The following is a 24,575-nucleotide window of genomic DNA, read 5'->3' on the forward strand; positions in this document are numbered from 1 at the left end:
CCACTGCGGGAAGAAAATGCTCTAACGTCGTCGTACCCTTAGAAGAAAGCTTTTGGATGTGTCATGGACGGGGGGAATGTTACACAATCCGACTGGAGACTTTGCTACTACGCTAACAACTATACTCTTTACATTCCTAACTCCCCCAGGCACAGTGGCCCTGGTTGGGTTGGGTGCTGTTGTTTCCTTCCGGTTCTTCCTTCCGATTTCTGTGAGTAGGTTGCTACCTTTTCTTTTAGCTCTCCATGTTGGGGTCTGCCTGTTGCTAATTGTGGCTGTGCTTATGCAAAGGACCCGAAGCGAGGGGCTGGGCACTGCCTTTGGCGGCAGGGTGACCGACAACATCTTCGGGGCACAAGCCTCCAGCGTTCTTGCCAAAGTTACAACATACTTGGGGACCATCTTCTTCGTCCTCACATTATTACTTGCCATTGCATATGCAAGAACATCTGCGGGGCACCTTGACCTTCAGAGGGAGTTGAATAATCTCTCTCCCCCACCAAAATCCTCTTCTCCTGCCAGGTAAGGAGAACAATGGCACTAAATCAATCCCTCGAGGAAACTGCCAAGGGGGCAGGAGGGGGTCAAGAAGTCTTGCGAGAAAAGTGCCTGCCTTAGAGGGGTGTTGTGTTCTGCTATGAACGGTGGGAACGCTTGGTGGATAGCTAACTGCTAAGCCTTCTAGAGGGGAGAAACCTGTCTGGGATATATGCCTCCCTCACCTTATAACAACAACTTGTAACAAGCTGTCCTAGAGTAGGTTGTGCGTCCCCCCTCTTACTGCAAGAAACCTAGACTATACCTAGAACTCGGGGAGTAGCCGTGATGAAAAAACTTATCGAGTTCCGAGTTACTCTTCCCTCATTTTACTCTTCTTCTTTTGGACTATCTGCCGCCGGCTAGGAGGGACAAAATGAGCAATGGGGGGATTATAGAGAGAGGAGAGTTGCATGACAATGTGACAATCAAAGATAAGCAGTCTTGTTGGGTAGTGGACTAGTATGGCCTTGACCTTCTTCAATCAGCTTCCAGAAAGCACTGGTTGCTCCCAATCTTTCATCCTCTTCTGCTATAGTTAGGCTGGAGCGAAAGAGAAAATCTTGCAGTGTATTTTTATGGAGCACTCGACGGATAAGCACACCTTTCGGGTGCTGCTCGAAATAAATCCGGTAGTCCCTGGAACGATATCGGAACAGCTTGTGCTGCCCTCGACACAACACCCCGAAATGGCCTTCTGGGTTCTCAGAGTCATTTGGAAATAGTTGGAATTCTGCAAGAAGCTCTAGTTGTGATCCTTTTGGGAGGACACTTATCTCTGCAGCACTCATTGCACTAAAAATTATTTGAAACACACAAACACTGATAAAGAAAACTTACTCACATGAAAAGTGCTTGTTTTTGATTTTTGCGGCCAAGTGCGGGGGAATTTTTTAACAAGGCTAGAAATTTCTACTTGACTAAGCAGCCACGAAATGCTCAAGTCTGTCGCTTCCGGACCTCTTGGGTGATTTTTTTCATGAGAAATCAATCATGATATCAATATCACCTCCGTCTCTCCATCTATGGCGAAGGAAGTCGTTGCTACTGTTAAACTACAAATTCCGGCTGGGCAGGCGAGTCCTGCCCCGCCGGTAGGTCCTTCCTTGGGGCAACATGGGGTAAACATCGTAGCCTTTTGTAGGGACTTTAACGCCTCGACACAGGGGCAGATAGGAGACATTCTTACCGCAGTTATTCAAGTCTTTAAGGATAAGACTTTCGCGTTTGTCACTAAGTCCCCTCCTGCTGCCATCTTGCTTAAAAAGGCAGCCGGTGTCCCTTTGGGCTCCAAGGAGCCTAACAAGACAAAGGTGGGGAAGCTCACTAGGGAGCAGGTTATGGAAATTGTGAAAATCAAAAAGGGGGATCTCAATACGGAAGATGAAGAGGCTGCGTTTCGCATTCTCTCTGGGACTGCTCGCCAGGCTGGCATCGAGATTTTGCTCAGCTGAGAAGGGCCTGCTAAGAGGCCCGGCCCAAGAAGGCGCATTATGGCACTTCATCGTTACATCGTCTCCTAGAGTCGTCGTCCCTAGCGGTTTTTTTGTGCGGCATGTTATCACCGCACTACTAAAAATGGAATCGCGGTTACCAGCCGAAAAATGCAGAAGAAAATAAGCAAACGTTACCAGTGTGCTGCCAAGTTGGTAGATCCTAGCAGAAGATACCCTCTGGGAGAGGCGGTTGCTCTTCTTAAGAGGCTACCCCCCACCAAGTTCGATCAAACAGTTGCCCTTTCCTTTAGATTAGGAGTCAACCCAAAGCGGACCGATCATATGGTTCGTGGCACTTGCCTACTTCCCCATGGAAGCGGCAAGTCGATGCGTGTTTTAGTATTCGCGACAGGGCGGGCGGCTATCGATGCGCAGGAGGCAGGGGCTGAGTACGTAGGTTATGAAGACCTTTTGAAGAGAGTAGGGGCTGGCTTTTTTGGTTTTGACGTTGCTATTGCTACTCCGGCGGCCATGGTAGAGGTACGAAAATTAGGAAGGATCCTCGGCCCCCGTGGTCTCATGCCTAATCCGAAGGCTGGGACGGTGGCAGAGGATACTGCTGCCGCAGTAAGGGAAGTAAAGTCTGGTCGCATAGAGTTCAAAATGGACAAGAGCGCGAATATATCCGTTCCAATAGGGAAGTTTTCCTTTTTAGGGGATTGCCTTATCGGAAATGGAAGGGCAGTCATTGACACGCTGCTCAAAGCGCGTCCTGCTACTGCCAAGGGTCTGTTCCTTAGGAAAATTACCCTGAGTGCCACCATGTCTCCTGGACTGGGCGTAGAGTCACCTCATTCTCCAAGAACTAGCTGATGAGGCCGGAAAAAGCCAGCATCGCTAGGGACATTCAGAACCGCCTGAGGCAGTCATCCTTTCTCTTTGTGGTCGGATATATAGGTATGCGGGTAGATCATTTTTCTGGGTTACGCAAACGCTTGAAGGCAGTGGACGCAAAACTGCATGTGGTGAAGAACACTCTACTCCTCCTTGCCATGCAGGGGCTGGATTTTCCAAAGTTCGGACCAGCTTTTTGTGGTCAAAACGCCCTGGTTACCGGAAACGGTGATGTGTGTGCAGTTGCCAGGGTTCTTAGGCTGTTTAGTCTAGAGTTTGAGATGCCGTCTATAAAAATGGGGATGCTTAGCGGTGTTCCCTTAAGTCTTGCACAGGTCGAAGTTCTTGCTACTCTGCCCTCGCATGAGGGTTTGCGCGCCCATCTTCTGGGCCTTTTCAAAGAGCCTGCTGCCCACCTGCTTCGTACATTCTCCGAACCCGGAGCATGCCTCGTTCGTCTACTGCAGCTCAAACAGAGTAAAAATAAACTGGTAGAGTGAACTAATTTTCCCCTATGGGAGATGTGGATGTCCTCTTGGAGGTAATGCCGGAACGTCCTTTCGGTTTTTTCCTCTCAGTGTCGATAGAATGAACAAGTATATTGTAAGATCCCAGATGAGAAACAATTGCCCCCCTGCCTCTCTCTAGTGATTGGAAGTTAGTGAGGTAGCGAAAGGGAGGAAGTTCCAAGTCCATGTCCGCACGCCGTTTCTTCCGTTTCTTAAAACAGTGCGAATCAAGCTAAAAAACCTTTACCAAATTGAGTGTTCGGAGGGTTTCAAGCACAGAAAAACTAAATCAAAGTAAATTCCAAATGGCAAATCCTGATACCTTAATTGAAGAACTAAGTGGGCTCTCCATCTTAGAGATGGTCGATCTAGTCAAAAAGCTGGAAACGAAATGGGGGGTCAGCGCTACACCTGTTGCGGTCACCGCTTCCTCATCCACAGGTACTGCTTCTACAGCAGCTCCCACAGAGGAAAAAAGCTTGTTTGATGTTTATCTTAGTGAGCGTGGAAGCAATAAAATCTCCGTCATTAAGGAAGTTCGGTCGGCGGTCGCCAATCTAGGGCTAGCTGAGGCTAAGGCTCTTGTTGAGTCTGCCCCGAAAGTAATTAAGGAAGGTGTAAGCAGGGAAGAAGCTGAGGAGATCAAGAGGAAGATCGAAGCGGCTGGCGCAAAAGTAGAAATTAGATAGCCAGTAGCATTGCTTTCCTATAGATTGCGGTACCGGAGGAGCGTGGGTTTTTTCTTGCATTCCTGGTGTCTGTGGGATAAGCCTGGGCTGCCGTCCCGGATGGGTGGGTATCCGTTCTCACTTGATCTTTAGTGATTGGTGGTGCGGTCTACAGTGACGGAACATGCTTTTTAGCCCAGAATGGGGGGATCCTTTTGCTGTGTGTTGTCTTGTCGCCTTCTTCCTCCGGGGGGAGCTTTACTCCTGCGAGAAGTGCTTTTCAGGGGATTCCCGTCTGCTTTTTCATTTTTTGTGAGCGGAATTCCCGACCTTCCACATCGCCGCCTTCCGCGGTCCGGTCTTCGCGGAAAGGGCGGGTACCCGGGCTTTAGCCGTCGCGTACCGACATAGTGTAACTGAAAATGTCAGAAAGAATCCACTTCGGAAGTATTCAGGAAGTTATTAAGCCACCGAACTTAATCGAGCTCCAGGTGCATTCGTATGAGGAATTTTTCCAAAAGCGGGTGGAACCTTCCAGACGCAAAGCCGTTGGCCTACAGGCGGTTTTTCAGGAGTTCTTTCCCATTTTTGGATTTGAGGAAAAATCCTTGCTTGATTTTGTTAACTATGAATTGGAAGAGCCCAAAGTAAGTGCTATGGAGGCACAGCGAGAAGGGCAGACATACAGTGCGCCGCTCTATGTTACTTTCCGTTATACGGACGAACGGTCCACAAAAGAAGAAAAGGTGTACATGGGGGAGATTCCTCTCATGACACCTCAGGGAACGTTTATCGTTAATGGGGCAGAGCGTGTGGTAGTTAGCCAACTACACCGTTCGCCGGGTATTTGCTTTGAAACGAGTGTCCATGTAAACGGGAAATTTCTTCATGGTTTCCGGATCATTCCAGATCGCGGTTCCTGGATAGAGGTGCAGTTCGATAACAACGATCTCCTTTATGTCTACCTTGATCGCCGCAAGCGTCGCCGTAAATTTCTAGCAACCACTTTCCTGCGGACATTGGGTTACGGAGAAGATGTAGATATCCTTCGTCTTTTCTACGAGATCGAGGAAATAACCCTATCGGACGACTTAGATGAGGAGGCCATCAGCACCAAGGTGCTCGTTTCTGATATTCATGACGGGGAGGTTGCTGTCGCACGCGTCTTTGAGCCCCTTAGCAGTACTATTGTGCGCCAACTGATGAATCTTGGTTATGCAACTGCCCAAGTGGTGGAGACAAAAGGGGGCGATACCATTATAAAGTCCCTAAAAAAGGATCCGGCTCGTACTGAGGAAGAAGCTCTAAAGGATATCTATCGTAAACTTCGGCCTGGTGATCCTCCCACTGTGCAGAATGCGCGCAACATGCTAAAACGCCTTTTCTTTGACGTAAAACGCTACGACCTTGGCCGGGTAGGTCGGCACAAGATCAACCAGAAGCTAAATCTCAAAATTGACTCAAGGGAGCGAACCCTAACCAGGGAGGACTTTGTGGCTGCAATAAAGTACCTTATTGAGCTTAGCAAGGGAGAAGGGATGACCGATGACATCGATCATTTGGGTAGCCGCCGGGTACGTGCTGTTGGGGAACTACTCGCTAATCAATGCCGCATTGGCCTCGCTCGTACTGAGCGACTGGTGCGTGAAAGAATGACACTCTACGATACCAGCACCGACCATATTACCCCTTCCAAGCTGGTTAATCCAAAGTCTCTCAGTGCGGTAATTCGCGATTTCTTTGGGCGCTCTCAGTTAAGTCAGTTTATGGATCAAACTAACCCGCTTTCCGAGCTGACTCATAAGCGTCGTCTCTCTGCACTTGGACCAGGGGGACTTAGCCGCGATCGTGCCGGATTTGAGGTCCGCGATGTGCATCCGTCACACTATGGACGTATCTGCCCTGTAGAAACCCCAGAGGGGCCAAATATTGGTTTAATCAATTCATTGAGCACCTTTGCACGCATCAATGAGTTTGGGTTTATAGAAACCCCTTACCGTAAGGTGGAGAGGGGCTGCGTGCAGGATGAGGTGGTTTACTTGAGCGCAGATAAGGACGAAAATTTTTATATTGCCCAAGCCAATACGCCTGTAGACGAGAGGGGCAATTTGCTTAATGCAAAAGTTTCTGCCCGCTATAGGGGAGACTTCATAGAGGTCGAATCGGATCGCATAGAGTACATGGATGTGTCCCCTAAGCAGCTTGTTTCTGTCGCTGCCGGCCTAATTCCATTCCTGGAACACGATGACGCCAATCGTGCGCTAATGGGCTCCAACATGCAACGCCAGGGCGTTCCACTACTTGTTTCTGAGGCTCCACTAGTCGGCACTGGACTAGAAAAGAGGGTGGCTTGCGACTCCCTAGCAGTAGTCGTTTCCGAGGGAGACGGGAAGGTAGCTTCTGTTACTTCTTCGCGGGTCGTCATTACTAGGGACGGCGGACTACCCGACTGGAAAAAAAAGCTCAAGACCAGTATTGAATCTGGTATTTACGTCTACGAGCTACGTAAATTTCTTCGCTCTAATAGCAGCACCTGCATCAACCAAAAGCCTATCGTATCCAAGGGACAAGTGGTCAAGGCCGGAGATGTAATCGCCGATGGTCCTAATACCGAGAATGGAGAGCTGGCTCTAGGGCGTAATGTATTAGTCGCCTTCATGCCATGGCATGGATACAATTTCGAGGATGCCATCCTAATTTCTAAGCGTGTGGTCAAGGAGGACATTTACACCTCAATCCACATTGACGAATTCGAAATTGGCGCTCGTGACACCAAGCTAGGGCCTGAGGAAATTACACGTGACATCCCAAACGTAAGTGAAGAAGTGCTCCAAAACCTTGGTACGGACGGAGTAGTACGAGTGGGAGCTGAAGTTAAGCCTGGAGATGTCTTGGTTGGAAAGATTACCCCAAAAAGCGAAACAGAACTAGCCCCGGAGGAGCGCCTGCTGCGGGCGATTTTCGGCGAGAAGGCTGCCGATGTAAAGGATACCTCCCTGATTGTACCTTCCGGTACTTACGGAATTGTAATGGACGTAAAGGTCTCCTCAAAAAAGGAGATCCAGCGCCAAAAGATGACGGTAGCAGAGTCCAGGAGACAACAAAAGATGATTGAGGAGGACCATAGACGCCGTAAGGAAGAGCTGCATGAACAGCTAACGGGGGCGTTGTCCAACATTCTCCTTGGAGAAAAGATACCTTTGGACGTGGTAAATGCGCAAAGCGGTGAGATCATTATTCCAGCCAACCGAAAAATTACCAAACAACTCCTGAGGAAATTAGCTTCCGTCTATGAACACGTGGAAATTGACCCCAGTCCAATTCGGAATAAGATCCGTGAAATTATCAGCCAGTACGAGCATCGATTTACTGAGCTAGCAAGCGAGAGAGACGAGAACTTGGGCCGTGTCGAAAGTGGAGATGATGTTGATCCTGGAATTATCAAACAGGTTAAAGTCTATGTCGCTAGCAAGCGCAAACTGAGCGTGGGAGACAAAATGGCTGGCCGTCACGGTAACAAGGGAGTGGTGGCTAAGATTGTTCCTGAAGAAGATATGCCTTTCCTCGAGGATGGGACACCGGTGGACGTCATCTTGAATCCATTAGGGGTGCCAAGCCGTATGAACGTCGGTCAAGTTCTAGAAACGCATTTAGGGGTTGCTGCCAGGGCATTGGACCTAAAAGTTGCCACCCCGGTTTTTGATGGTATTTCAGAGCAGCGCATCCGCCATTATTTGAGGGAAGCGAGAAGCAAGGAGGGTTTTACCTGGATCCATGACAATGGGAAAGCTACAGTGTTTGACGGCCGAACCGGGGATGCCTTCGACCAACAAGTTGTGGTGGGGTACATTTACATGCTTAAACTCGGTCACTTGGTGGCTGACAAGATTCACGCTCGAGCGGTTGGCCCTTACTCCTTGGTCACCCAGCAGCCCTTAGGTGGTAAGGCCCAGTACGGGGGCCAGCGTTTTGGGGAAATGGAAGTGTGGGCTCTGGAAGCGTACGGTGCTGCCTATACCTTACAGGAGTTGCTAACAGTTAAATCCGACGATGTGCAGGGCCGAACGAGAATTTATGAGAGTATCGTTAAGGGTGACCACTCTCTCCAGGCGGGTATTCCTGAATCGTTCAATGTTTTGATTAAAGAGATGCAGGGTCTAGGCCTAAATGTACGAGCTTCGGCTCGCTCTCAGACTCATCCAATACCACTATAAATTACCGGGGACATCTAGGTCTATCAAACCCTCCGTACTCCAACGCTAAAAGTAAGAAGCTATGAAAGAATTTGCCTCTCGTGAAGCCCTCTTCGATCCACGTGGGGAAGCCTTTGAAGAGGTCAGTATCACCGTTGCCTCCCCGGAGGCTGTCCGCGGGTGGAGTAGAGGAGAGGTTAAAAATCCTGAAACCATTAATTACCGTACCTTTAAACCAGAAAAGGGAGGCCTCTTCTGCGAGAGAATATTTGGGCCCACTCGGGATTGGGAATGCTCTTGCGGGAAGTATAAACGCATTAAACATAAGGGGGTGGTTTGTGATCGCTGCGGCGTAGAAGTTACTCTTGCTAGAGTACGTCGGGAGCGTATGGGACACATTGAGTTGGCTGTCCCCGTTTCGCACATCTGGTTCTATAAGTGTATGCCTTCACGTATTGGGCTAATGTTAGATATGACTTCCCGCCAATTAGAACGGGTGATTTACTATGAGGACTATATTGTCATTGACCCAGGTAGTACCGACTTACAGCATTGTCAGTTACTGACCGAGGCGGAATTTCTTGAGATAGAGGAACGTTACGGTGAGACGTTCAGTGCTGCCATGGGTGCAGGGGCTATTCAGAGGCTTTTGGAACAGGTCGAACTCATTAGGTTGAGTGATGAGATAGAGCAACAGATGACATGTACCAGAAGCAAACAATTGCGTAAAAAGCTTGCTAAACGCTTGAAACTTGTGCAGGGATTTGCTGCCTCGCGTACGCGCCCCGAGTGGATGGTTTTGGATGTGTTGCCGGTAATACCTCCAGATCTACGCCCGTTAGTTCCCCTGGAAGGGGGACGCTTTGCAACCTCGGATCTTAACGATCTTTACCGTCGTGTCATCAATCGAAATAACCGCCTGAAGACGCTTTTGCAGCTCAAAACTCCTGAGGTAATCATTCGCAATGAGAAGCGGATGCTTCAGGAAGCGGTAGATGCCTTATTTGATAATGGCCGTCACGGCCGTGCTGTTACTGGGGCAGCAAATCGCCCACTAAAGTCCCTCAGTGATATGCTGAAGGGGAAGGGGGGTCGCTTTCGGCAAAATCTCCTAGGAAAGCGAGTAGATTATTCAGGGCGCTCCGTCATAGTTATTGGGCCAGAATTGCAGCTTCATCAGTGCGGTCTCCCCAAGAAGATGGCCTTGGTTCTCTTTGAGCCTTTTATTATTCGGCGTCTGAAAGAATTGGGTTACGTGCATACCGTACGTAGCGCCAAGAAGATGATTGAACGCCAAACTCCGGAAGTGTGGGACATTTTAGATGAGGTAACCAGAGGACATCCTGTGCTCCTCAACCGTGCCCCCACATTGCATCGCCTTTCTATCCAAGCCTTCGAGCCTATCCTCATCGAGGGTGAGGCAATCCGGATCCACCCACTAGTTTGTGCCGCTTACAATGCAGACTTCGACGGCGACCAGATGGCAGTCCATGTGCCGCTTTCTATAGAGGCACAGATGGAAGCCCGGTTACTCATGCTGGCCCCCAATAACATTTTCTCTCCCTCTAGTGGGAAGCCAATTACAACTCCCTCCCAAGACATCCCGCTGGGATGCTACTATCTTACACAGGGCCCACGCCAAAATGCGGCCCTCGAAGGGAAGGGACGTCTGCCTCTTTTTGCAGGGCATGCTGAAGTTGAGTTAGCTCTTTCTAGAGGAGCGGTCCAAATTCATGCTATAATCCGCCTTCAAAACCCGGATTTTGGTAAGAAGACTTCCTACGGGGATTTTAGTGCAAAAGTCATTGAGACAACTGCAGGCCGTGTAATTTTCAACCAAATTTGGCCCCAGGAGCTTGGTTTCTACAATAAGGTAGCTGGAAAGAAACAGCTTAGCGAGATCATTTGGTGTTGCTACAAGGTAGCTGGCCATCAGAAGACAGTAGAAACTCTTGATCGTCTCAAAGAGGTAGGCTTCTATGCTGCTACCAAGGCTGGGATCTCGATCGGGATTACGGACATGATCATTCCGAGGGAGAAGACTCCCCTCCTAGAGCGCGCTTACAGAGAGGTTGCCGAGGTAGAAAAGCAGTACCATCGTGGCGTTATTACGGATGGTGAACGTAAAAACAAAGTGCAGGACATCTGGACTCATACAGGAGAAGAGGTTGCAAATGCTCTCTTCCGAACATTAGAGCACAACGAAGGTCGACACGAAATGAACCCTGTTTACATGATGGTGGACTCCGGCGCGCGTGGAAATCGCACACAGGTCAAGCAGCTGGCTGGCATGCGTGGTCTCATGGCCAAACCGTCCGGAGAAATCATTGAAAGTCCCATCACCTCCAATTTTCGTGAGGGGCTCACTGTACTGGAATACTTTATCTCGACGCATGGTGCGCGTAAGGGACTTGCAGATACTGCCCTGAAAACAGCTGATTCTGGTTATCTTACACGCAAACTTGTTGATGCTGCCCAGGATGTGATTGTTACTTCACACGATTGTGAAACGGCAAACGGCATCACCGTGCGTCCTATTTATGAAGGAGACGAAGAAGTGGTCAGCCTAAGCAATCGCGTTGTAGGCCGCACGAGTTGCGAAGCTGTTAAGGATCCGGTGACTGGAAAAATTTTGGTTTGCTCTGGCGATCTCCTTGAGGAGGGGATTGCTACCGCTTTGGAAAACATGGGGGTCGAACAGCTTAGGATTCGCTCTGCGCTTACTTGTGAATCGAAACAGGGAATTTGTGCCAAATGTTACGGAAGAAATCTCGCCACGGGTAGCATAGTGAAGCTCGGAGAGGCAGTCGGCATCATTGCTGCTCAGAGCATTGGAGAACCGGGTACTCAGCTCACCATGCGGACATTCCATGTGGGCGGAACTGCTAGCCAAACGTTTAAACAGCCTATCATCAAGGCTAAGAATGACGGTTGGGTGCGTTTCAACGACCTGCGTACCGTACGTTCCCTTGAAGAGAACTTCATCGTCCTGAACAAGAACGGCACTGTTAGTATCCACCAGAAGGATGGGCGTGAACTGGAAAGTCACAACGTTGTGGTTGGTTCCGTTATCTCGATAGCGGATGGATCTTTCGTCAAACGCGGTAAGACATTTATCCAGTGGGATCCTTATAATGTGCCAATTATTACTGAGAAATCGGGACGTGTTGAGTTTCGGGACATGATTCCTGGGGTCACCATTCGTAAACAGGTGGACGAAACAACTGGACTTATGGGCACGATGGTAGTCGAACATAAGGAGGATCTCCACCCCCAGATAGTCATTCTGGATGAGCAGGCAGCGGTAGTCGTTAGTTATTCTATTCCGGCAGGAGCTCACATCACCGTAGCGGAGGGAAGAATTGCCCAAGCCGGCCAGTTACTCGCAAAAACCCCACGAAAGATTGCTAAGACCAAGGACATTACGGGTGGACTGCCAAGAGTTGCCGAATTATTTGAGGCACGCCGCCCGAAAGATGCTGCGGAGATTGCGAAGGTAGACGGCACGGTTGAAATTGGTGGGACAGTTCGAGGAAGGCGACGTCTTATCATTAAGGATGAGGCATCGAGTGTGGAGGAGGAACACCTCATTCCACTTAGCAAGCATATCATTGTTTTTAACGAGGATTTCGTAAAAAAGGGACAACAATTGACTGAGGGGCCTGTTGTTCCTCATGAAGTGTTAGAGGTATGTGGTCCCCAGGAGCTACAGGAGCATCTCCTCAATGAGGTACAGGAGGTCTATCGACTGCAGGGGGTAGAAATTAATGACAAGCATATTGAGATTATTGTACGTCAAATGCTACGCAAGGTAAGGATCACTGATCCTGGTGATACCTCTTTGCTTTGGGGCGATCAAGTAGACCGGCTAGAGTTTAAAAAGGAAAACGACACAGTCATAGAACAGGGTGGAAAACCGGCTGAAGCCTCTCCTGTCTTACTTGGAATTACTAAAGCCTCCCTGGAGACCGACAGCTTTATTTCGGCGGCGTCTTTTCAAGACACCACCCGCATCCTTACGGAAGCAGCCACTCTGGGTAAAACGGACTCTCTCCGTGGGTTTAAGGAGAATGTTATTATGGGGCACCTCATTCCAGCGGGTAGCGGCTTTAAAGCTAACCGTGATCTTGAACTTATCCATTTTGGTGAAGAGGCTCATTTTGGTGAAGAGACTGCATTCCATCCAACAACCGGGTACGGTGGTACCAGGATCGAACCTGAAGAAACTCCTTACGAAGAAGCACTATGATCGATTCCTCTCTCTCTCAACCCAAGATGGAACTTATGACTGAACTGCTGGAAGCAGGAGTCCACTATGGGCATCAGACCAGACGGTGGCATCCCAGGATGCGCGACTATATTTTAGAAGAACGCAACTCTATTTATATTATCGACTTAGAAAAAACGGTTAAGCAGTTGGCACAGGCATCACTTTTTTTAGGACAGGTAGTGCAAAAAGGGGGCAGGGTGCTTTTTGTAGGGACAAAAAAACAGGCACAAGAAGCTGTGAAAGAAGCGGCCATTGCCACTGGCCAGTTTTTTGTTAACCAGCGATGGTTGGGTGGGACATTGACCAATCTGATAACGATTCGGAAGAGTGTTGCCCGTATGCAAAAACTGGAAGCCCTAGAGCAAGGCACCAGTTGGTCGCGAATGAACAAGAAAGAGGCTTCTGCTCTCCACCGGGAAGCCGTTAAGCTGCATTCTAATCTCAGCGGGATCGCTGAAATGGAAACTCTGCCCGATGCAGTTGTTGTTATCGACACCCTCTGTGAAAAAATTGCCATTTCCGAAGCCAACCGCCTCCACATTCCAGTCGTTGCTATTGTGGACACTAATAGTAACCCTTCCTATATCGACTACCCTATTGCTGGCAATGATGACGCCATCCGCTCAGTCCGGATGATTTTGCAGATACTAGTGGACGCTATGTACCAAGCCTCTCAGCCACAAGGCAAGGTAAACAGTATAGAATCGACTTCCACTGTTGCCGGGTAAATTCGAGGAAGATACAGCCAGCCCAGCTTTTTGTCCAACCTTGATGGGAAGACTTTATGAAAGAAGTAGTTACCGCAAGACTTGTTAAAGACCTCCGTGAAAGGACTGGTGCAGGCATCATGGACTGCAAGCGTGCCCTGGTTGAGGTGAGTGGGAACATCACTAAGGCAGCAGACCTTCTTCGCGAAAGAGGTATTTCGCTCGCTAAAAAGCGATCTTCTTACACGACACGGGAAGGCCTCGTAGCGTCCTACATCCATCTGCAAGGGAAAGTCGGAGTGCTTGTCGAAGTCAACTGTGAGACTGACTTTGTCGCCAACAATGAAACCTTTCGCAAGTTTGTAAAGGATATCACGTTACATATTGCGGCATCGCATCCGATCTATCTGAGGCGGGGAGAGGTTCCTGCTCACATAGTTGAGAATGAGCGCAGAGTCTGCGCCGTCCAGGTTCAAGGCAAGCCTTCTCGTGTAGTAGAGAAGATCGTGGAAGGAAAATTGGAGAAATTTTACTCCATGGTTTGTCTGCTTGAACAAGCTTTTGTAAAAGAGCCTGATCTTACCATCCAAGAGCTTGTGAATCAACAGATTACGAAACTAGGAGAGAATGTTGTGATTCGCCGCTTTGTCCGCTATGCAGTCGGTGAAGATCTTTCTCTAGAAAACGAGAGGTAGAACTTCTCTTCTAGGTCTTCTTAGGATGTGTCTTTAAAAAAGATCAGAGCGAGAGAGCGCTTGCGAGAAAGGGCCGTCAGTTTCGGGAAGTGCCACCTTCTATGCGTCGCACATACTACGACACTAAGAAAAAGCAAAAACAGCATAGATAGCACGGTGGCATTTCCCCTCCAGTAAAGCCATGCGCAAAACAAAAATCGTCTGTACCCTGGGACCAGCAACAGATTCCGAGAAAAAGATTTCCGAACTGATTGAAACCGGATGCAACATTTTTAGGATCAACATGAGCCATGCTCTTCATGACTGGGTATGCAAAGTAGCTCAGAGCGTTCGCAAGGTTGCTGCCAAAAAGGGAAAAGTGGTCGGTATTCTGCTCGACACTCAAGGTCCTGCTATTCGCACCGGAGACCTAAGTAGTCCTCTCCATCTTAAGGTAGGAAGCACCGTAGAATTTACGGTCCATGGCGCTAGCAGAAAAGCAGTCCACTCTGTGAGTGTCAACTATGGTGGCCTAGTCCAAGATGTATCCATAGGAAGTATCCTCCTTGTAGATAATGGCGTGATTCGTATGAAAGTGCTTTCAAAGCAAGAGAATAGGATACATTGTGAGGTGCTAACTCCTGGGATCTTAAGGTCCCGTAGACATATCAATCTTCCGGGTGTTCGAGTTAGCATGCCACCCTTAACCGAGAAGGACCTTGCGGATATTAAGCTGGGCATGGAGATAGGAGTGGACTTTGTTGCTCTCAGTTTCTGCCGGGAAGCAAGTGATATCCGGGTGCTTCGTAAAATCCTCCGACAATATGGAAGCGTTGCCTCTATCATTGCTAAGATTGAGGATCAGCATGCTGTACAGGTTGTTGATGAAATCATCCGTGAAGCGGATGCTATCATGTTAGCCCGTGGTGATCTTGGTATTGAGTGTCCAATGGAGGAACTTCCAATTATTCAGAGGAGCGTTACCAGACGCTGCTTGCAGATTGGACGACCTGTGATTGTCGCCACCCATATGCTAGAGTCTATGATCAAGAATCCCTTTCCTACTCGTGCAGAGATTATAGATGTCGCGTACGCCGTTTTCGAACAAGTAGACGCGATCATGCTGAGTGGAGAAACCAGCATAGGCAAGTATCCAGTGGAATGCGTGCGCACTTTTGACCAAATTGCTCGTCGGGTCGAAAATGACAATCAGAACTTCCATGTTCAGGAGACAATCACCGTAGACTGCAAGCAGGAGCTGATAAAATCCTCAGTGGCCTTAGCCAACTCTCTTCCTAACTCAAAGCTGATCGTTTTTACGCGCCGCGGTGCAATGGCCCATTGCGTAAGCCGTCTTCGGTTGACCGGAACCTCCGTGTTTGCCTTTTCCCCCGATGAGGAAATGGTACGACAGCTGATGTTGGACTGGAATGTTTTTCCTATCCATATGCCATTCGCAAATTCCCCAGAGCGTACTGTCACAGATGCTGAGACGTTGCTCAAGCAGCGAAACTTGATCCAAAAAGGTGACCAACTTGTAGTCGTTAGCGACCTTCTAGTGGGAGAAAATACTTTCCACTCTATTCAGTTAAGGACCGTATTCTAGATGGTCATTTTTCTCAGATAAAAAGGAATCATGTCCACTCTTAAGCACGCAGATCCCTCGCTTTCCTGAAAGTATTCCTCTCATGGAAAGCTTACGTAGTTCTTATGAGTGCAATTTTGCAATTGGCAGGGGTAAGCCGATAGGTCCATCCCCTCTTATGCCAGGGAGGAAAGGTGAATGCTACCCTTTGCGCCCCCCATCATTCAAATGGATCTGAGCTTGAGTATCACCTACAATCTCGCTGCGATCCCATCGCTTCAATTTTTGAGTCAAAAGAGCATCCAGGAAATAGGCCGCACTGGGGCAACCTTTGGGCCGATCATCGCTGAGTCTTCCGGATTGCCATACATCGCTTTCACCAAGCCCCTTCTCTCATCCACAAAGTTGTACAGTGTATTTGCAGGTATTTCGGGCATCTTCTCCACTCACGTCACAGGCAAGGTCTAGCGAGGGTTGGTCTGCCCATTTGGACACACGGCGAAGGCCCCCATAATCCCGTCGCGCCGCTTAAGAGGGATAAAATGACCAAGCCTAAGGGGCCCCTCCCCGAAGAATCGCTCTAGCAGCCTCCGTTATGCTCCCTAATGCTCCTAAAATTAGGCCGCCGGCGGGCAAGCCAAGTCTAGCATAGCATGAAAGTTTTTCCTGCAGTTATGACAGCCAAATGCAAATTGGGTCGGAGTATCTTCCACAAGCTTTTTGGCCGCTTTTTCTTCCTGGCAGTGTACCCTTTATGCGAGTTGCGCTTCCTATGGTAACGTTGATAGTGGCACCAGGCGCTGCCTGGTGCTTGTGGCTCCGGCCCTCCTTAGTTCTTTCCGCAGCCATGAAGCGATGACCAACGGTAAACGTAGTTTCTTCATATGGTTAGGCGACACACAACTCCTGGTGCCAGCGCAAACTGCTTGTTACGGATACCCCTCTACTGGAGAGGCTTGACACCGCCTAGCTGGGCTGAATCAACAACATGAATAACCAACAAGGAATGGATGGCGGCCTAATTCTCAAGATTGGCAAGATAATTGCTTAAGAGGGGAAAGACTTAGTGCCAAACAAAAGGGCACAAATAAAAAGGATGACTCCAGATAAAAACTGGGAGAGAGTGGCGCCTTACGCAGAAGGGAAGGTCTAGCAAAAAAGTTAGGATTTTGGTGGCAGCAACTTCTCCACAGCCGGACTCCACCCATCCTAACTACCCCACCAGCTTTTAAAGAATGAATATCCACGAATATCAAGCTAAACAGTTGTTTGAGAAATTCCAAGTAGCCGTCCCTAGAGGGGCTCCAGCGTCTACCCCGAACCAGGCACGTAAAGTTGCCACTGAATTAGGTGTGCATCGCTTTGTTGTTAAGGCGCAAATTCACGCAGGAGGACGGGGAAAGGGTGTATTTGCAAATGGATTGCTCAGTGGAGTCCACCTTTGCAATTCAATAGAGCAGGTTGTTAAAGCGGCTTCTCAAATGTTAGGCAATACCCTCATTACTTGTCAGACTGGATCGGAAGGACAGATTGTCCATCAAGTACTTATAGCTGAAAGCATAGAGATCAAGAGGGAATACTATTTCGCAATTGTTGTGGATCGTGAGGCAAGTATTCCACTCTTAGTTGCTAGCCAAGAAGGGGGAGTAGAAATCGAAAATATAGTTGAGAAATCTTCTGGAAAAATTCTCTGCGAGGCTGTGCACCCCCTGATGGGTTTGCAGGCTTACCAGGCACGAAATTTAGCGTATCGGCTTGGTTTTCAACACTCGAAGATTGCCGAAGCCGCTACTCTCTTTCTCCGACTTTTTGACTTTTTTGTTTCCCTCGATTGTTCCCTTGCAGAAGTTAATCCACTTATATTAGCGGCGGATGGTAGAGTGCTGGCCCTGGATGCAAAGTGCAGTTTCGATGATAATGCACTTTTTCGGCATCCAGATGTTACGGCTCTACGCGATCTTTCGGAGGAAGACTTCCACGAAGCTGAAGCCTCTAGGTTTGATCTAAACTATGTTAGGCTAGATGGAAGTGTCGCTTGCCTAGTAAATGGTGCAGGGCTAGCCATGGCGACGATGGACATTATCAAGTATTATGGGGGCAACCCCGCTAATTTTCTCGATGTCGGCGGTAGCGCAAGTGAAGAACAAGTGACAGCAGCCTTCAAGATTCTTCTCAGCGACGAAGGTGTCAAGGCAATCCTGGTAAACATTTTTGGTGGTATCATGAGATGCGATGTTATCGCTCAGGGAATTCTTAACGCTGTCCGCATAGTAAGCTTGCCTGTGCCTCTTATTGTAAGATTGGAGGGCACTAATGAGGAGCTTGGAAAAAAATTGCTTGTAGAGTCCCGCCTGCCTATCATTGCTGCGGACGATTTGGCTGATGCTGCCCAGAAGGCAGTGGCTGCAGCCAAAAATCCTCTCTGTTGTTGTAGGTAGTTGGGAAGAGTAGCGTGGAGAACTATGGAATCCTTATTAGGAGGAGAAAAGTAGTATGGCGGTCTTGATTAATAAGAGTACTCGCCTGCTGGTGCAGGGGATTACTGGAAGATCTGGTTCCTTTCATACACGTAGTTGCATAGAATATGGGACTAACGTTGTAGCTGGGGTAACGCCAGGGCGTGGGGGAGGGACCTTTGACTCTATAGTGCCAATATTTGATACCGTAGAGGAGGCACGGAAGGAGACTGGATGCGACGCCACAATGATCTTCGTGCCTGGCCCGTTCGCTGCCGATGCAGTTCTAGAGGCGGCTGCGGCAGGGGTGGGTCTTATTGTCTGTATTACTGAGGGCATTCCTACTATGGACATGGTACGCGTAATGGCAGTACTGCAGGAAAAGGAATGTCGGCTAATTGGGCCTAACTGCCCAGGCGTTATAACGCCTGGGCAATGTAAGATCGGTATCATGCCAGGCTATATCCATAGGCCGGGCTCCATCGGAATCATCTCCCGCTCTGGGACCCTAACTTATGAGGCTGTTTGGCAATTAACAGAACGTGGTTACGGGCAAAGCACGTGCATTGGTGTCGGAGGCGATCCTGTCCAGGGAACTTCACATCTAGAGGCTCTTAAAATGTTACACGACGACCCAGAGACACAAGGAATTGTTCTCGTCGGAGAGATTGGGGGTACGGCAGAGGAGCAAGCCGCTGCATGGGCGAAGGAACATGGCAGAAAACCGCTTGCTGCATTTGTTGCTGGTGCAACTGCCCCGGCTGGGCGTCGCATGGGGCATGCCGGAGCCATTATTTCTAGCGGTAAGGGGACCGCGCAGAGTAAGATAGAGGCCTTAGAAGAGGCTGGTTTTCATATAGCCAGATCTCCAGCGGATATCGCAAAGACTGTGATCCAAGCCTTAGAGGCTAAGTAGTAGCGTTTAACGTCCGTATGTTGCAAAACCCGTGTCTCTTTCTACTCTGTTGGCTCTTCGTGACAAGCGAAGGAACTGTACTATAAATAATGAGGTTATTATCCTAGCATTGCTATGGCAATTACCACTGCAAAAGGGCTAGAAGGAATCATTGCAAACAGTACCGCTATCAGTGATGTGCGGGGAGAAGAGGGTGTTCTGATCTATGGGGGATATGACATCAATGAGCTAGCCGGTAAGGTTAGTTACGAGGAAGTGGTATATTTGCTTTGGCATGGAAAATTGCCTGACCAAGACGAACTTGATCACCTAAAGGCCGATTTAAGTCATTGTCGCAGGTTACCAGAAGGGGTTCTAAGCTTTATTATGGGGGCGCCAAAAGATGCTAATCCTATGGATATACTTCGAACAGGAATATCAATGATGGGGCTATATGATAGGGTGGAGGGAACTGGTGCAGAAGCAGATCGGAAGCGGGCTGTTAATATCACAGCTAAGGTAGCGATCATAGCTGCCTATTTTCACCGTGCCCGCCAAGGTAAAAGTTTACCTTCAATTCGTGAGGATCTTGGAGAGGCTGCTCACTTTCTTTATTTGCTCAACGCAGAAGAGCCTTCGGCTGAGGTAGCAAATACATTGGACCTTGCCTTCTTGCTCCATGCTGACCACGGAATGAACGCTTCCACTTTCTCTGCACGCGTCACCATTTCTACCTTGAGTGATATTTACTCTGCTATCACCTCCGCTATTGGAACTCTCAAGGGACCTCTTCACGGAGGAGCCAATGAGGGCGTCATTCACATGCTCCTCGAAATCGAGAGCCTGGACCGAGTGGATGATTGGGTTGGGGAGCGCCTTGCTCAGAAAAAGAGAATTATGGGTATTGGACACCGCGTTTACCGTACGCTGGATCCCCGTGCCCCACATTTACGGAGAATGGCTCTTAAACTTTGCAATCGGCTAGGCGAGCAGAAGTGGATCCAAATGTCTGAGCGTATTGCCGCTATCATGAAGGCGAAGAAGGGTCTTCATGCTAACGTTGATTTTTATTCGGCTACCGTCTACTATTCCCTTGGTATCCCAACCGACATGTTTACCCCCGTCTTCACTATTGCACGTACAGCTGGTTGGACAGCTCATATTCTGGAGCAGCTTGCGGATAACCGGCTCTACCGGCCACTAAGCGAATACACAGGACCAGTCCTAGGGAAAAGGGTAAAGCCCATCAATCAACGCTGACAGCTGCAAGGAAGGTACGTGAATTTCTGAGGGTTGTCCCGTTTATCCTACAAGACTGCAGGAGATGCTTATACCAGCCGATCACGATGATCCAATAAATGCTCAGATTTTAGAAGTCTCTGAGGATCAAATTTCTGGATTTTTCAGGGAGCCGTTTAGAGAAATTTCTCTTCGCAGCGGTGTAGATTTGGCTGTTGTGCTAGAGAGAATTCAAACCATGCTGAGGGTGGGTACCGTTCGTAGAGTACGTCAGACTTTACTTGCCAATCGCGTAGCAGAAGGGGCCCTTGTGGCTTGGAAAGTACCTGCGGAGAAGTTGGATTCTGCCTTTGATTTTATGTTCCAAGAGGACCCATTCTCGGGTCATGTTGTTATCCGTTCCGCCGACGCAGGAACTCCGGGTGGGTCCTATCGACTCTGGACAACGCTAAAGGTTCCTCTTGGTGGATCGTTAGAATCTCACTGTCAGATTCTCTTACGCAGGACGGGTGCGGAGGGCTTTCGACTCATGCGAGCCCGGGGGATCTTTACCCTCGGTGTCGGGCACGTACGCCGCAAGTCAATCCGGCCCGGTGACAAGTCTGCCAGACCTGCAAAGATGTTGGTGACTTCCGCATCTCCTGTTACTCCACTGGAGTGGAAAGTGCTCTTAGCTCTGAAGCAAGAATTTTCTCCCGAAGAAATTTGCGAACCCGCCTGGGAAGGGAGGATTTGCCAACTGGATCTAAAAGCAGAAGATTTTTTCCGGATAGCTGAGTCTTTAGCATCACGCAAGCTTATCGGACGATTTTCTACATTTCTTGAGCATGTCAAACCTTCCATGAGTGGTAAGCGTGTTACCCGTTTTAATGCCCTCTTCCACTGGGCGGTCCCTACAGGGTTTGAAGAAAGAGCCGGGGCTGAGGTAGGACGTCACGAAATTCTCACTCATTGTTACTGGAGAGAGGCTGGTCCAGAGTTTAATAACGTGAATATCATGGCCGTAGCACATGGTACGCATAAGGAGACATTACTTGCCCACAAGGTGTCTATTGATCAACACTTACAGTCTATGAGTATTCCTGTCCATTACACCAATATATTTTGGGGGGGTCGTAGTGAGATTAAGCCATCTGAAATTTCACCGTTTATCCATGCTAGTTGGGTGGAGAAAATGTATCAACCCCCTGATTTCTCTGCTTTGGCAGGCGGTTAGCTCAGTGGTAGAGCGACTGGTTTACACCCAGTAGGTCGGGGGTTCGAGACCCCCACCGCCTAAGGAAAGGAGGAAGGCTATGTAGCTTCTCTGAAAGAACTTCTGGGGGTAGGACGATATCCGTCAGGATGGAGCCTTACTTTATGGATTTGGAAATTTTTCCAATACAAAAGCGATAGCTTCTTCTTTGGAAGAAAGAAGACCCTCAAGTTGAGCATTATAGGCAACCTCCAGCGCCGTTTTAAACTGGGGGCCTGGCTTCCAGTCAAGAGTAAGGAGATCTTTACCACTAATCAGTGCAGTGGGTACAAGAGGTGCATGAGAGAACTCTGCGCGCTTTGCGATAAGGAATTCATAGTTGCTGAGTGAACCATGACTGCTCAAGCAATCTACGCGATGGAGTTCCAACTCATCCTCGAAATTTTGTCGTGCGAGAAAACGTTTTAGCGTAGAGGGACGCATGTTTTGCACATCTTTAAAGGCCATATGGTTTCGGATAAGAGTTTGCGTGATCTCAATTTCTGTGTTGGAATAACGCAGGCGTTTCATGATTTTCAGGGTTATTTCAGCACCAAGTTTCTCGTGAGTATTAAAGCGTATGCGGCCAGCTTGGTCCTCGTGCGCGGTGCCTGGCTTTCCGATGTCGTGAAAAAGGGTAGCCAAGACTAGATGGAGTGGTGCCCACGCGCGGAGAGAGGCAAGCGTTAGACGCGTGTGGGTGAAAACATCCCCTTCTGGATGGAACTCTGGAGGCTGTTTACAGCCTTTTAGGGCTTCCACTTCAGGGAGAAGAGTCCTGAGTACGTCACTTTCATCTAACAGATCGAAGCCTTGTATTCGTCTTGGGGAAAGCAGAATTCGGTTAAATTCTTCACGGATACGTTCAGCACTGATCTCATTGAGGTTGGAGGAGCAACCATTTAATGCTTCCCACGTGTTTGGATGAATCTGGAAGTCCAAAGTTGCCGCAAGGCGTATAGCGCGCATGACGCGCAGGCGATCCTCCTCAAGACGGTCTGTCGCATTTCCGATGCAACGAATTATCCCCTTTTCCAGGTCTGCCCGTCCCCCGACATAATCAAAAATAGTCCCATCGAAAGGGTCCTCAAAAAGTCCGTTTACAGTAAAATCTCTTCGGAAAGCATCTTGTTCGGGAGTTCCAAAGGAAATTTCCTTAGGATGGCGATGGTCTACATAGTCCCTCTCTGCGCGAAAGGTAGCCACTTGAAACGGATTGCCCTGCTCGACGACTAGCATAACTCCAAATTGAGCCCCTATGGGTAGCGTTTTCTCAAAGAGAAGTCGCACTTGATCAGGATGGGCGTCAGTAGCAATGTCGTAGTCGTGCGGGGGGGTTCTGAGGAGCTGATCGCGGACACATCCCCCTGCGAAGAGGGCTATGTGACCGGCGTGCCGCAGTCTCGAAACGATCCCAGTGGCGAGTTGTCGAAGGTGTTGTGAACGTTGTTCAGGAATGCTCATGGAACGAGGGAACTATGCCGCCCTCCATTTTATAACAAGATAAAGGCTCTATAAAGAAACTTAAGAAACTGATTAGAACTTGGCTCCCAGATTTACAGATTGCTACCGCTCCATTTTAATTTCTGACTAAGTATCTGAGAGAAATCCCTTTCTGGAAGCATAGCCAACGGAAGGGCCGTATGGGCCTTGGAAAGACGGAGCGTTTCTCCGGGAGACATCCGGTGGGTAGTCTGTCCGTCAATTGTGACATTTATCTCCTGTTCTGGAATAAGGAGGCGAACTTCAATTACTGAATGATCACTGACTACGGTAGATCGGTTAGTTAATACATGAGGACAAATGGGAGTAATAACAAACACGCCAGATTCTGGCATGAGAATCGGACCTCCGGCCGCAAGGGAATACGCAGTAGAACCAGTTGGGGTGGCGATGATTAGACCGTCCGCATAGTAATTGGTTAGCACATTATTGTTGATAAGTACCGTGAGGCGTACAAGTTGAGAACGAGATCCTCTGCTGATTACAATGTCGTTCAATCCAATCCCATTAAAAGTGGGCCGTGAAACGATCTTACTTTCAATCTCCAGGGACAGCATCGAACGATAGCTGAGCACAAAGCTCCGGCAAATGATGCACTCAATGGCTCGACCAATTTCTTGTGGTCCAAGGCAAGTGAGAAACCCTAAGGACCCAGTGTTAATTCCAAATATTGGAGGAAAATGAGGTGTCATGCGATGGACAGCTCGCAGGATGGTTCCATCTCCTCCGAATACAACGACAAGCTCACACCTGGAAATCTTTTCTGTACTGCTATGGCTTTTTTCCCCCATGACGGTGGCTGCGGATTCTTCTAGTAAAAGCTTGATCCCAACTCCTCTCAGGTTTTCTACAAACCGCTGGATAAGCGAAAATGACTTCGCCTCCGGTTTGGAGATGTGAGCAATAAGACCAATCATGCCGGACAAAAGTGGGCAAAAAATTCCTTATTACCTTTTCTGCCAGCAATAGGGGATTCTGTTATTCCTCTCCATCGAGCATGACAAAATCCTGTAACGAAAGTGTGAATCCTCTCTACGGCTTCCCGGTGAGCCGCCGGATCACGGACAATACCACCCTTTCCTACTCGCCCCTTGTTTAATTCGAACTGTGGCTTGATCAGAACGATCACGTGACCTGTCGGGGTGAGTATCCCGAGCAGCGGCAACAAAATTAATGTCAGGGATATGAAGCTGACATCCACTACAACGACCTCAGCAATGTCTGCGAAGTCGGAACACTTTAGGTAGCGCACATTGATCCCCTCGTGGGTAATAACACGGGGATCTTTTCGCAAGCTCCAATGGAGCTGACCCCGTCCTACATCGACAGCATGAACCAACCGAGCGTTACGTTTTAAGAGACAGTCAGTAAATCCTCCTGTTGAGGAACCTATGTCCATGCAGACTTTACCGCTGGTATCTATCGCAAAATAGTTGAGGGCATGCTCCAACTTCCCTCCCCCGCGACTCACATAACGCTGGCGGGTCTTGATGCTTATAGTTGCATCTGAGGAAACGAGCGCACCTGGTTTGATGTTAACTGGAAGGAATCCTTCTGTTTGTACATCTCCAGCTAGAATGGCACGCTGGGCTTTTTCTTTAGACTCAAAAAGGCCACGCTTGACAAGGAGAGAATCCAAACGAAGACGCCTCATACATAGATAGATGAAATTGACCAACATCCTGGGGGAGAGGTAGAATGGCGCCCGCAGCGTTGGAATGGTGAGATTCGGCAAAAGAGACAGTTAAGCCTTGCCCTACACTTCTGGACAAAAA

General features: G+C 48.8%; 19 protein-coding genes and 1 tRNA gene. 15 read left to right on the forward strand and 5 right to left on the reverse strand.

What is annotated here, in order from left to right; all coding sequences use genetic code 11:
• Positions 1-76: 76 nt before the first annotated feature.
• Positions 77-526 carry a preprotein translocase subunit SecG gene (gene secG, locus JMM79_02465; GenBank protein ID QQY08105.1) on the forward strand — a complete coding sequence of 150 codons (450 nt, stop codon included), beginning with the start codon at positions 77-79 and terminating at the stop codon, positions 524-526.
• A gap of 439 nt (positions 527-965) precedes the next feature.
• Here secG and JMM79_02470 read toward each other — a convergent pair whose 3' ends face one another.
• A complete protein-coding gene (locus JMM79_02470) occupies positions 966-1,352 on the reverse strand; it encodes a hypothetical protein (protein ID QQY08106.1) in 387 nt (128 codons plus the stop codon).
• Between the two features lie 210 nt (positions 1,353-1,562).
• Here JMM79_02470 and rplK point away from each other — a divergent pair, with 210 nt between their 5' ends.
• From rplK to JMM79_02485, 3 genes are all read left to right on the forward strand, one after another.
• Positions 1,563-1,991 (forward strand): 50S ribosomal protein L11, encoded by a 429-nt coding sequence (gene rplK, locus JMM79_02475; GenBank protein QQY08107.1) that lies wholly within the window; start codon positions 1,563-1,565, stop codon positions 1,989-1,991.
• A gap of 150 nt (positions 1,992-2,141) precedes the next feature.
• Complete coding sequence (locus JMM79_02480; GenBank protein QQY08108.1) at positions 2,142-2,846, forward strand: 50S ribosomal protein L1; 705 nt, start codon at positions 2,142-2,144, stop codon at positions 2,844-2,846.
• The gene (locus tag JMM79_02485; GenBank protein ID QQY08109.1) at positions 2,846-3,367 is read left to right on the forward strand and encodes a 50S ribosomal protein L10; all 522 of its coding nucleotides are present in this window, start codon (positions 2,846-2,848) and stop codon (positions 3,365-3,367) included. The genes JMM79_02480 and JMM79_02485 overlap by 1 nt, the downstream gene beginning before the upstream one ends.
• 1 nt (position 3,368) lies before the next feature.
• Here the strand turns inward: JMM79_02485 and JMM79_02490 are convergent, their stop codons facing one another.
• Complete coding sequence (locus tag JMM79_02490; protein QQY08110.1) at positions 3,369-3,563, reverse strand: hypothetical protein; 195 nt, start codon at positions 3,561-3,563, stop codon at positions 3,369-3,371.
• A 118-nt stretch (positions 3,564-3,681) separates the two neighbouring features.
• On the opposite strand from JMM79_02490, the gene rplL reads away from it, so the two are divergent.
• The 11 genes from rplL (at position 3,682) to JMM79_02545 (ending at position 21,341) form a co-directional block, all read left to right on the forward strand.
• Complete coding sequence (gene rplL / locus JMM79_02495) at positions 3,682-4,065, forward strand: 50S ribosomal protein L7/L12 (GenBank protein QQY08111.1); 384 nt, start codon at positions 3,682-3,684, stop codon at positions 4,063-4,065.
• A gap of 401 nt (positions 4,066-4,466) precedes the next feature.
• The gene (gene rpoB, locus JMM79_02500; protein ID QQY08112.1) at positions 4,467-8,258 is read left to right on the forward strand and encodes a DNA-directed RNA polymerase subunit beta; all 3,792 of its coding nucleotides are present in this window, start codon (positions 4,467-4,469) and stop codon (positions 8,256-8,258) included.
• A gap of 61 nt (positions 8,259-8,319) precedes the next feature.
• Positions 8,320-12,486 carry a DNA-directed RNA polymerase subunit beta' gene (gene rpoC / locus JMM79_02505; GenBank protein ID QQY08113.1) on the forward strand — a complete coding sequence of 1,389 codons (4,167 nt, stop codon included), beginning with the start codon at positions 8,320-8,322 and terminating at the stop codon, positions 12,484-12,486.
• 26 nt (positions 12,487-12,512) lie between these two features.
• Positions 12,513-13,235 carry a 30S ribosomal protein S2 gene (gene rpsB, locus JMM79_02510; GenBank protein ID QQY08760.1) on the forward strand — a complete coding sequence of 241 codons (723 nt, stop codon included), beginning with the start codon at positions 12,513-12,515 and terminating at the stop codon, positions 13,233-13,235.
• A gap of 56 nt (positions 13,236-13,291) precedes the next feature.
• Positions 13,292-13,909, forward strand: a complete 618-nt coding sequence (tsf, locus tag JMM79_02515; GenBank protein QQY08114.1) for a translation elongation factor Ts — start codon at positions 13,292-13,294, stop codon at positions 13,907-13,909.
• 181 nt (positions 13,910-14,090) lie between these two features.
• On the forward strand, positions 14,091-15,494 hold the full coding sequence (pyk, locus tag JMM79_02520; GenBank protein QQY08115.1) for a pyruvate kinase: 1,404 nt from the start codon (positions 14,091-14,093) through the stop codon (positions 15,492-15,494).
• Between the two features lie 1,214 nt (positions 15,495-16,708).
• Positions 16,709-17,911 carry an ADP-forming succinate--CoA ligase subunit beta gene (gene sucC / locus JMM79_02525; GenBank protein ID QQY08116.1) on the forward strand — a complete coding sequence of 401 codons (1,203 nt, stop codon included), beginning with the start codon at positions 16,709-16,711 and terminating at the stop codon, positions 17,909-17,911.
• A 55-nt stretch (positions 17,912-17,966) separates the two neighbouring features.
• A complete protein-coding gene (gene sucD / locus JMM79_02530; protein ID QQY08117.1) occupies positions 17,967-18,845 on the forward strand; it encodes a succinate--CoA ligase subunit alpha in 879 nt (292 codons plus the stop codon).
• A gap of 114 nt (positions 18,846-18,959) precedes the next feature.
• Entirely contained in the window at positions 18,960-20,084 is a 1,125-nt protein-coding gene (locus tag JMM79_02535; GenBank protein ID QQY08118.1) for a citrate synthase, read from the forward strand.
• Between the two features lie 64 nt (positions 20,085-20,148).
• The gene (locus JMM79_02540) at positions 20,149-21,279 is read left to right on the forward strand and encodes an Lrp/AsnC family transcriptional regulator (GenBank protein ID QQY08119.1); all 1,131 of its coding nucleotides are present in this window, start codon (positions 20,149-20,151) and stop codon (positions 21,277-21,279) included.
• Positions 21,270-21,341, forward strand: a tRNA-Val gene (locus JMM79_02545). Before JMM79_02540 ends, JMM79_02545 begins: the two co-directional genes overlap by 10 nt.
• A gap of 79 nt (positions 21,342-21,420) precedes the next feature.
• Here JMM79_02545 and JMM79_02550 read toward each other — a convergent pair.
• The 3 genes from JMM79_02550 to JMM79_02560 all read right to left on the reverse strand — a co-directional run bounded on the left by JMM79_02550 (position 21,421) and on the right by JMM79_02560 (position 24,454).
• Positions 21,421-22,761 (reverse strand): CCA tRNA nucleotidyltransferase, encoded by a 1,341-nt coding sequence (locus JMM79_02550; GenBank protein ID QQY08120.1) that lies wholly within the window; start codon positions 22,759-22,761, stop codon positions 21,421-21,423.
• Between the two features lie 92 nt (positions 22,762-22,853).
• Positions 22,854-23,717, reverse strand: coding sequence for an NAD(+)/NADH kinase (locus JMM79_02555; protein ID QQY08121.1), 864 nt, complete (start codon positions 23,715-23,717; stop codon positions 22,854-22,856).
• Positions 23,714-24,454, reverse strand: coding sequence for a TlyA family RNA methyltransferase (locus JMM79_02560; protein QQY08122.1), 741 nt, complete (start codon positions 24,452-24,454; stop codon positions 23,714-23,716). The genes JMM79_02555 and JMM79_02560 overlap by 4 nt, the downstream gene beginning before the upstream one ends.
• Between the last annotated feature and the right edge of the window lie 121 nt (positions 24,455-24,575).

The sequence above is a fragment of the Candidatus Xiphinematobacter sp. genome (genome assembly GCA_016766635.1).
GTDB lineage: Bacteria > Verrucomicrobiota > Verrucomicrobiia > Chthoniobacterales > Xiphinematobacteraceae > Xiphinematobacter.